Annotated in this window: 7 protein-coding genes; 3 read left to right on the top strand and 4 right to left on the bottom strand. The window is 46.9% G+C overall.

Annotation, left to right across the window (positions count from 1 at the left end; genetic code table 11):
* Positions 1-53: 53 nt before the first annotated feature.
* On the top strand, positions 54-299 hold the full coding sequence (locus tag PSI15_RS09320) for an acyl carrier protein (protein ID WP_273583296.1): 246 nt from the start codon (positions 54-56) through the stop codon (positions 297-299).
* Positions 296-1,363 carry a flavin-containing monooxygenase gene (locus tag PSI15_RS09315; RefSeq protein WP_273583295.1) on the top strand — a complete coding sequence of 356 codons (1,068 nt, stop codon included), beginning with the start codon at positions 296-298 and terminating at the stop codon, positions 1,361-1,363. Before PSI15_RS09320 ends, PSI15_RS09315 begins: the two co-directional genes overlap by 4 nt.
* Positions 1,364-1,504: 141 nt before the next feature.
* Here PSI15_RS09315 and PSI15_RS09310 read toward each other — a convergent pair whose 3' ends face one another.
* The 4 genes from PSI15_RS09310 to PSI15_RS09295 all read right to left on the bottom strand — a co-directional run bounded on the left by PSI15_RS09310 (position 1,505) and on the right by PSI15_RS09295 (position 7,345).
* Complete coding sequence (locus PSI15_RS09310; RefSeq protein WP_273583294.1) at positions 1,505-1,744, bottom strand: FeoC-like transcriptional regulator; 240 nt, start codon at positions 1,742-1,744, stop codon at positions 1,505-1,507.
* Between the two features lie 22 nt (positions 1,745-1,766).
* Positions 1,767-4,079, bottom strand: a complete 2,313-nt coding sequence (gene feoB / locus PSI15_RS09305; RefSeq protein ID WP_273583298.1) for a Fe(2+) transporter permease subunit FeoB — start codon at positions 4,077-4,079, stop codon at positions 1,767-1,769.
* Between the two features lie 115 nt (positions 4,080-4,194).
* The gene (gene feoA / locus PSI15_RS09300; RefSeq protein WP_273583293.1) at positions 4,195-4,422 is read right to left on the bottom strand and encodes a ferrous iron transporter A; all 228 of its coding nucleotides are present in this window, start codon (positions 4,420-4,422) and stop codon (positions 4,195-4,197) included.
* Between the two features lie 577 nt (positions 4,423-4,999).
* Positions 5,000-7,345, bottom strand: a complete 2,346-nt coding sequence (locus tag PSI15_RS09295; protein WP_273583292.1) for a Tex family protein — start codon at positions 7,343-7,345, stop codon at positions 5,000-5,002.
* Between the two features lie 304 nt (positions 7,346-7,649).
* Here PSI15_RS09295 and greB point away from each other — a divergent pair, with 304 nt between their 5' ends.
* A complete protein-coding gene (gene greB, locus PSI15_RS09290; protein WP_273583291.1) occupies positions 7,650-8,132 on the top strand; it encodes a transcription elongation factor GreB in 483 nt (160 codons plus the stop codon).
* Positions 8,133-8,170: the final 38 nt, after the last annotated feature.

Below are 8,170 nucleotides of genomic sequence, written 5' to 3'. Positions count from 1 at the left end.
CGATGTCAACGTGATTTTTGTCTTGCAAACGGGATGCGTTCATATAGCATAACATGACTGAACTGGAGCTAAAAGGCTGGCTAATCGAATACTTGACACCCTATTTCCAACGCCATAGTATTCCCATCGGTGAGCATGTTTCTTTCGATAGCTTGGGTCTGGACTCTGCGAGTAGGGTAACACTGATTAGTCAGTTAGAAAAAGTATTGCAGCGAAAGTTGGATCCTATTCTTGGTTATGAATATCCCACTATCCACGCTTTGTCTGAGCATATACTGCAATTGGAGCAGGCATCATGAAAATTGATTGTTTGATCGTTGGTGCTGGGCAAGCGGGATTAACACTGGCTGCTATTCTTAACAAAAAAAGAATCAATACATTGATTCTGGAACGAGACCAGCGTATTGGCGATGTCTGGCGCAGGCGCCCCGACAATATGTTGTTGTTCACTTCTCGCATGATGAGCCAACTTCCTGATTTTCCTTTGCCGGGTTCTCCAGATGGTTACCCTTGCAAGGATGAGATAGCGGATTATCTGGAACGCTACGCACATCATCACAACCTAAATGTATTAACGGGCATGCAGGTTGCCAGTGTTAAACATCAGGATGGATTGTTTACTTTGACAACTCAAAAAGGGGAGCAGTTTTCGGCTCCTTGTTTAGTTAATGCAACTGGTGCTAATCAAACCCCAATTATTCCTGACATGGCAGGCAATTTTTCCCCTTCTGTCCAGCAACTGACGGCTGACCGTTATCTGAACCCAGCGCAATTTCAAGTAGGCTCCCGAATTGCGGTCATCGGTGATGGTGCCAGTGGCCGGCAGATAGCACAGGAGCTTTCTTCTTCCATGAAAGTGACTCTATTTTGCGGTACTCCCCGGCCTCTCGTACCCAATAGGGTGCTGGGCAAAGATCTGTTCTGGTGGCTACATAAGTCAAAGATATTGTATGCAGATGTGTCGAGCTTGGCTGGCAAAATAGTGCAACGACGTAATCCAATCCCATGTGGTGAGCTTAATAACAAACATCTGTCCGCGCTCAATGTGCAAATAGCGCAAAAATTAGTAAAAGCTGAAAATGAAACACTGTATGACCAACAAGGTAAAAAATATCACATTGACGGATTGATTTGGTGTGTAGGGTATAAGGAAGCCACTGATTGGTTAACCTTACCTGGCGTTAGTAATGCGCAAGGTTTCATCTGCGAGAGCGGTCATATGAACGGGGGGAAAACATCTTATCCCGGTTTGTTTGTTGTCGGCAGAAAATGGCTCAGCAGTCGTAGCTCTGAGTTATTACTCGGTGCAGGCAGGGATGCACAACGTGTCGCACAGTGGGTGGAACAAGAGCTGAAATTTTAACCACATCTGATATGCCTGATAACAGTACTCAACCATGTCAGTTAACAACGAAATGGGTTCATACAAAAAGACCATGATTTCACGTAACAAAAAATGACTCCATTACGAGTGATTGCTCTCTACTACGGGGTCATTCCTTCCCTATTTCTTCACCGCAAGCTGATACGCCTTAGTATCACATTTCTGCGTTTCCGGGCACTGCTTGCAGCCTCCGCTGAGGCAGGAGGAAGTATCCACTTCCTCCAGTTTACCCATGATGACAAGCTGCTTGAGCATGGCTTCCACCATTGGCAGCGGTGCTGAAAACTGATGGCTCAATGACCTCGCGTCAGTTCGCCCATTGAGAGCAATAGCATCTCTGACTTTCAGCAGGTTAATCATTTATGGCTCCTCATGGCTCTGGCTAGTGACAGCTATTGTCTGAGCATTCGCAGTTACGGCGAGTCGCGTTGTTAAACGTGACAGTAACCCGGCTGCGGGCGCGGCGTAAGCCAATAATGATCAGAATGTTAAGCAGGATCACGGCGGCAATGGTAATTAGGCTACTTTGTGGATGAGCGGAAAACGTTGTCACTTGATAAAACAGCGCTGACAGAGAATAAGCAACGTTCAATCCCCACAAAATGGAGAATATCATCCAACCACGGCTGGTTTCACGGGCGATGGCTCCCATGACAGAAACACAAGGCACGTACAGCAGGACGAAAATCAGGTAACTGTAAGCGGAAATGGCAGAGCCAAATTTGGCGCTCATCGTTCCCATCGAACTGCGATCCATATTGCCATCACCTTTGCTGGCTTCAATCGGGTTAGAAAGTGCACTCAAGGTAAAGGTTTCTTTCAGGCTATCCCAGGTTTCTGCGACCGCATCTTTGAGTTGATCCAGTAGATGGAACTCATCTGGATTAAATGGCCCTTGCGTAATGTTTTCTGCGGTATAGAGGGTATTTAGGGTGCCCACAACCACTTCTTTTGCCATCGCGCCGGTAATCAGGCCAACGGTTGCTTGCCAGTTATCGGGATGCACACCAATGGGGTGCAAGACAGGAGTGAGCACTTTACTAACGGAAGCCAGCGCCGATTCGTTGATATTATCCACCGTCTTACCGGAGAAAGAAAAACTGTTCAGGGCGCCAATCAACATGCTCGCTGCGACAATCACCTTACCGGCTCGGATCACAAAACCTTTCAGTCTCTGCCATGTCTGGAGCAGCAGGGTTTTGGCATGGGGAACGTGATAGACCGGCAGTTCCATAACAAATGGCGAGGCTTCACCACGCATCAGGGTGTATTTGAGCAGCAGCCCTGTCAGGATAGCGATGACAATCCCCAATATGTACAGAGAGAAAACGATGCTGGCGCCATCTTTGCCGAAGAAAGCCGCAGCAAAGACGGCAAAGATCGCCAACCTTGCCCCGCAGGACATAAACGGAGCCATCATAATGGTAATCAAACGCTCACGAGGGGCATCCAGTGTCCTTGAACCCATCACGGCAGGGACGTTACAACCAAAGCCAACAATCAAAGGTACAAAAGATTTACCCGGCAATCCGATTGCCTGCATCAGCCTGTCCATGACAAATGCCGCTCTCGCCATGTAGCCTGAGTCTTCCAGAAAGGAAAGGAACAGGTACATCATGCCAATTTGGGGAACCAACGGCAGTGCCGTGTTAATGCCTCCACCCATTCCCTGGGCAAGGAATACCGTCAGCCAATTCGGGAAATGGAGTGTATGGCCGAGCCATTGCATTCCATCGATGAAAATGGCGGAGGAAGCGCCGTCAAAGATAGGCTGTAAGGCGCCACCAATATTGATGGCCAGCACAAACATCAGGTACATGACAAACAGGAAGACAGGCAGACCCAACCAGCGATTCAGGACAACGGTATCTAACACTTGGGTCAGTTTGTTTGGTATGGCTGTGCAGGTATCAATGACCGCCAGACAAATTTCACTGATGGTCTGATAGCGTGAACCTGCAATGGCGAGATCAGTCTCTTCAATTTGTTGTTTTTGCAGTCGTTCTTTGCTTTCTGTTAGTTGGGTGTGCGTCAGGCCGGCGACCTCACGGCCGTAAATATCCCCTTCCAGAATTTGCAAAGCCAGCCAGCGGCGCTGTTGTGACGTGAATTTCTCTGTGATTTGGCCGGAAAGGAGAGAAATTTCCTGCAATAACGTCTCAGGATAATCAACCTGTACAGGGTGAGTATGCTGCGGGTAATGGTCGATGGTTTTTTTCAGTGCATCTATACCTGTGGCACGGGTTGAAACCAGCGGGATAACCGGACAGCCAAGGCGTTTTTCCAGTGCGGGTATATCAATATTGATACGTTGACTTTGGGCAATATCTAGCATATTCAGCGCAATAATGCAGGGAATGCCCAGTTCAATCAATTGCAGTGAGAGATAAAGGTTACGTTCCAGATTCGACGCATCAACAACATTGATCAACATATCTGCCTCACCACTGAGGATATAGTGGCAGGCAATCTGCTCATCAATAGAAGTTTGCTCAGAAATAGTAGTAAGAGAATACGTTCCAGGCAGGTCGACAAGATCGACTTGATGGTCATGGGTAGTAAAGTGGCCAGTTTTGCGTTCTACCGTAACGCCAGCCCAGTTTCCCACTCGTTGGCGGGAGCCTGTGAGCTGATTAAAGAGTGTTGTTTTGCCAGCATTGGGATTACCAATCAGGCCAATGGTTAATTGTTTCATCATACTTTCTGCCAATCAGGAAAGCGAATTTCGTACCTTAGTGAATACTTTAGTACTCTGGTTATAAACGTGTCTGAACGAGGGTTATTTTGCTCCCAATTGATTTAGGATTTTGTTAGTTCAGATCTTCATGCAACATAAGAAATGCCAGGTCTTGTTTACGCAGAGTCAGGTTGACTCTGCGTGTCTCGATTTGTATTGGATCGCCCAATGGAGCGAAGCGAATAACCTGAAATGTTGAGCCAGGTAACAGGCCAAGTGACAATAATTTTTGTCGGTAAGCCGGGCTAATCTCTGGAGAAAATCCCAGAATTTTGTATCTACGTTCTGGAATAAGAACCATATAAATCTCCATTCTAAGTGAAAAAATAAGTGATTATAAGAATTATTATCCTCAATAAAGGGAGAACCACAAGAAAAAAGTACGGTAATTTCTCTGAATTCTAATTGCTAATGATAATAATACGCAACTGCGATGTCAGCTATTTATACCGGATAATAAGGGAATGAATTGATATTAATCAAATTAATGATGATTTAATTGCAAATAACGCATTATCAAGACGGATTAATACGTGGAGAAATGTCTTTATTAATAAGGCCTATTAATAAACAGGACTTATTGATTTTTATTTTTTTATTAAATTAGCCAATGATTGATGGGCGTTATATTCGCTTTTTGTATTAGGATATTATTAATAGGTGATGTTATGCACTAACTACCTATTATAACGTAGGTTATTGTGGATGGTTGACAGGTGACATGAATAAAAATATGCAGATGTTATCACTTATTCAAATTGATCACGTCAGCAATAAATAGCAACATCATGATGAAAATCATCGCTTTTTTATCTTTCCCGAACTGGCGTCATTGGCCAGTTCGGGAACTCATTTAATAAGCTAACATTTTTGCTAAATTAACGTTTGTTACCAAAAGCAGCAGCCAGTGCATCACTCATGGCGCTGTTGGCCAAGGGTGCAGAACCCGAACGCGAAGTTTGGCGATTCCTGCCATTATCATTGCGGTTATTACGGCCTTGGTCATTTTGACGGTTACCACCTTGAGAAGTACGGCGTGCTTGGGTTTCACCCGGTTGCTCATCAAGGCGCATGGTCAGTGCAATACGCTTGCGGTTGAGATCCACATCCATCACCTTCACTTTCACAATATCGCCTGTTTTGACGACGGTATGTGGATTCTCGACAAAGCGATCAGAGAGCGAGGAGATATGAACCAGACCATCCTGATGGACACCGATGTCCACAAATGCACCGAAATTGGTGACGTTAGTGACAGTACCTTCCAAAATCATGCCCGTTTGCAGGTCGTTCATGGTTTCAACGCCATCGGCAAATGTGGCTGTTTTGAATTCAGGACGTGGATCGCGTCCCGGTTTTTCCAGTTCTTTCAGAATGTCAGTAATGGTTGGAATACCGAATTTTTCTGTCGTGAAATCCAGAGCGTTCAAATGACGCAGATTAGCCGAATTGCCCATCAGTTCAGACAGGGTCTGCTCGGTCGTTGCCAAGATCTTCTCAACCACGGGATAGGCTTCCGGGTGAACGGTTGAAGCGTCCAGCGGGTTATCACCCTGATTGATACGCAGAAAGCCCGCACATTGCAGGAAGGCTTTTGGCCCCAGACGGCTCACTTTCAATAATTGATTACGGTTGTCAAAACGACCATTTTCATCGCGCCAGTTAACGATATTTTGGGCGACAGAGCGAGTCAGGCCAGCAACGCGAGTCAGCAAGCCGACAGAAGCGGTATTCAGGTCAACGCCGACGCTGTTTACACAGTCTTCAACGACGTTATCCAGTTTTTTAGCCAGTTGAGTCTGGCTGACATCATGCTGGTATTGACCAACACCGATAGATTTAGGTTCGATTTTCACCAGTTCAGCCAGCGGATCTTGCAGGCGGCGGGCGATGGAAACGGCGCCCCGTAGGGAAACATCCAGATCAGGAAATTCTTGTGCAGCCAATTCAGAAGCCGAATAGACGGAGGCGCCCGCTTCGCTGACCACCACTTTCTGTGCGGTGACGTCAGGATACTGTTTCTGAACGTTGGCAAAGAAACGCTCTGTTTCACGGGAGGCAGTACCATTGCCAATCGCAACCAGTTCCACTTGATGTTTGGTACACAGGGCGGCGACGATTGCCGCGGCTTTATTTTCCTGTCCGGTGTGCGGATAAATGGTATCGGTGGCAATCAGTTTGCCCGTCGCGTCAACAACGGCGACTTTTACCCCGGTGCGCAGGCCTGGGTCAAGACCCATTGTTGCGCGCATCCCCGCAGGTGCTGCCATCAGCAGGTCATTTAGGTTACGGGCGAAAACGTTGATGGCTTCGTCTTCGGCTTTTTCGCGCAGCGTGCCCATCAGTTCGGTTTCCAGATGCAGCAGCACTTTGATGCGCCATGTCCAGTTCACCACGGCTTTGCGCCAATTGTCAGCCGGTGCATTATTCAGGCGCAGGTTAAGGTGATCGGTAATAATTTGTTCGCAGTAGCTCTCTTTTACGGCTTCCTCAAATTGTGGATCAGCATTTAAAGAGAGTTGCAGGATGCCTTCATTACGTCCACGGAACATGGCAAGAGCACGGTGGGAAGGCACAGTCGCGATGGCTTCGTGGTGATCGAAATAATCGCTGAATTTCGCCCCCTCTTGCTCTTTGCCCTCGACAACGTTGGCGACCAAATGGGCATTTTTCCACAAGTATTCACGGACTTTTGCCAACAGCGTCGCATCTTCGGCGAAACGCTCCATCAGGATATAACGTGCGCCATCCAATGCCGCTTTGGTATCCGCAACCCCTTTGTCAGCATCAACATAAGCGGCTGCCGCCTGTTCAGGTTCTTGTTGCGGATCTTGCCATAACAGATCGGCCAGAGGCTCCAGGCCGGCTTCAATCGCGGTTTGTCCGCGGGTACGACGTTTAGGTTTATAGGGCAGGTACAGATCTTCCAACTCGGTCTTGCTTAACGTAGTGTTAATCGCTTCTGCAAGCTCAACGGTTAACTTTCCCTGTTCCTCAATCGATTTCAGAATAGTTTGGCGGCGGCTGGAGAGTTCGCGCAGATAACCGAGACGGTTTTCGAGTTGGCGAAGCTGTGTATCATCCAGACCACCGGTGGCCTCTTTACGGTAACGGGCGATAAAGGGAACGGTATTGCCCTCATCGAGCAGGGTAATGGCTGCTTGGACTTGCTGTGGCTGAGCCTGTAGCTCACCGGCAATGATTCGACTTAAAGATTCATTCATGGTCTGTTTTCTTCAACTTTCACTTTCTTAGCGTCTGTAGATATCCTGAGACATCATCAGACAGAACCGGATCAGATCAAATTTTATCTGAGACAGTATCGGCATGGTTCAAACTGGCTCCATTTATACGTGCTGAACGCAATAATTTCCAGTTTAGCGCGATATTTCGGTCACGTAGCGACAAAATTCCGCGAATATCTGCTGGATTGAGATTGAGTTGATGAGCGTTGAGAATTGATGAGATATAAGAATTGATGAGATATAGTACTGCGCCATTAATCATCTTTTCTCAAGTGAGTTTTTCATGACCAAAAGTCACTATATTACCCGCGAAGGTTGGCATGCGCTTGATCAGGAATTGAAATATCTCTGGAAAGTTGAACGTCCCAAAGTTACTCAAGCGGTATCAGATGCCGCTGCATTGGGGGATCGTTCAGAGAATGCAGAGTACATTTATGGTAAAAAAAGATTAAGAGAAATTGACCGTCGTGTACGCTTTTTGTCCAAGCGTTTGGATGTACTGCAAATTGTTGACCCTGACCCGCGACAGGAAGGAAAAGTCTTTTTTGGCGCATGGGTAAAAGTTGAAAATGAGCATGAGGAAGAGCACATTTTTCGGTTGGTCGGGCCGGATGAATTCGATCCCGCCAAGAAGTGGATCTCCATTGATTCCCCGGTGGCAAGGGCGTTACTGGGTAAGCAGATTGATGATGAAGTTACGGTGATGACACCGAACGGCAAGGTGACTTACTGGATACTGGCAATCAGCTATCAGCCTTTGGCATAAACCACAGTGGTTGTTCAGCGGAAATATAATTTGACGGA

It is taken from the genome of Xenorhabdus sp. PR6a, from assembly GCF_028599065.1.
Taxonomy (GTDB): Bacteria; Pseudomonadota; Gammaproteobacteria; order Enterobacterales; family Enterobacteriaceae; genus Xenorhabdus; species Xenorhabdus doucetiae.
The sequence above is the reverse complement of the archived record's forward strand: the minus strand, read 5'-3'. Positions and strand labels throughout refer to the sequence as shown.

Bases quoted from the DNA above. Each gene is read 5' to 3' on its own strand.
- PSI15_RS09320 (WP_273583296.1), top strand. From the start codon at position 54: ATGACTGAACTGGAGCTAAAAGGCTGGCTAATCGAATACTTGACACCC.
- PSI15_RS09315 (WP_273583295.1), top strand. From the start codon at position 296: ATGAAAATTGATTGTTTGATCGTTGGTGCTGGGCAAGCGGGATTAACA.
- PSI15_RS09310 (WP_273583294.1), bottom strand. From the start codon at position 1,744: ATGATTAACCTGCTGAAAGTCAGAGATGCTATTGCTCTCAATGGGCGA.
- feoB (WP_273583298.1), bottom strand. From the start codon at position 4,079: ATGAAACAATTAACCATTGGCCTGATTGGTAATCCCAATGCTGGCAAA.
- feoA (WP_273583293.1), bottom strand. From the start codon at position 4,422: ATGGTTCTTATTCCAGAACGTAGATACAAAATTCTGGGATTTTCTCCA.
- PSI15_RS09295 (WP_273583292.1), bottom strand. From the start codon at position 7,345: ATGAATGAATCTTTAAGTCGAATCATTGCCGGTGAGCTACAGGCTCAG.
- greB (WP_273583291.1), top strand. From the start codon at position 7,650: ATGACCAAAAGTCACTATATTACCCGCGAAGGTTGGCATGCGCTTGAT.